Source organism: Paracoccus sp. NIOT.M2S5SZ12, assembly GCF_057748165.1.
Genome location: NZ_JBYLFR010000064.1, coordinates 1 through 813, shown reverse-complemented (window position 1 = coordinate 813; position 813 = coordinate 1). Strand labels below are relative to the sequence as shown.

The following is an 813-nucleotide window of genomic DNA, read 5'->3' as shown; positions in this document are numbered from 1 at the left end:
CTACCACGACATCCGCACGATCGAGCATCCGGGCGGCCGGGCGCGGGTGCAGATCGACCCGCCCGTGCGCATCCCTGCCGGTGCGCATGTAGGCTGGCGCATGACCGTCGCGGGAACGCGGCGTGCTTCGGGCACCGAGGACATCTACTATACCAGCGTGGACCCGATCTTCGGCGTCCAGACCCCGCTTCTGACCAACAATGCCTCGGGCGCGCTGTATTTCAGCGACATCGAGGTCAGCTATGGACCGCTGGCAACGGCGCGCACCGAAGCCAAGGAGGCGCGGCGCGACTCGGTCCGCTTTACCGACCTGCGCCAGAGCATCGGCTTCCCGCGCCTGTTCGAGGTGGCCTCGCTGCCCGGCAGTTCCTCGGCAGCGGCGTCCAACCTCAAGATCTATACCGACCCCGAGTTCCGCGCCCTGCGCGACAGCGCGATCGAGTCGGTCAGGATCTGGGCCTCGGCGGCGACCATCGCCACGCTGACGGTCTACGATGTCGTGGACACCCCCTCGCAAGTCGCCTTCACGCCCGTCTATAACGTCCGTCTGGCGCTGGTGGAGGGGGTCAACATCCTGCCGGCCGAGGTCTTTGCCGGTCGCGTGGTGAAGGCGGGGCAGCATATCGGGATCGCGGGCCAGAGCCTGCGCTACGCCTTCGGCGGCATCTCGGCGCCCGTCCGCAACATCTCGGTCGAGACGCAGGTCGGCCCGGCCTTCATCGCCGCGAAGCCCATTGAGCCCACGCAGTGGAGCGTGGCCTATGAGGTGATCCTTTCGCCGCTTGGCGAGCAGGTGCGCCGCCCGCAGCGCGG

Annotated in this window: 1 protein-coding gene; it reads left to right on the top strand. The window is 68.3% G+C overall.

All coding sequences use genetic code 11. The features are described from left to right. Window positions 1-813, top strand: an 813-nt coding sequence (locus AC2SGK_RS18295; RefSeq protein ID WP_488324802.1) for a hypothetical protein, incomplete at both ends; no start/stop codon positions are given.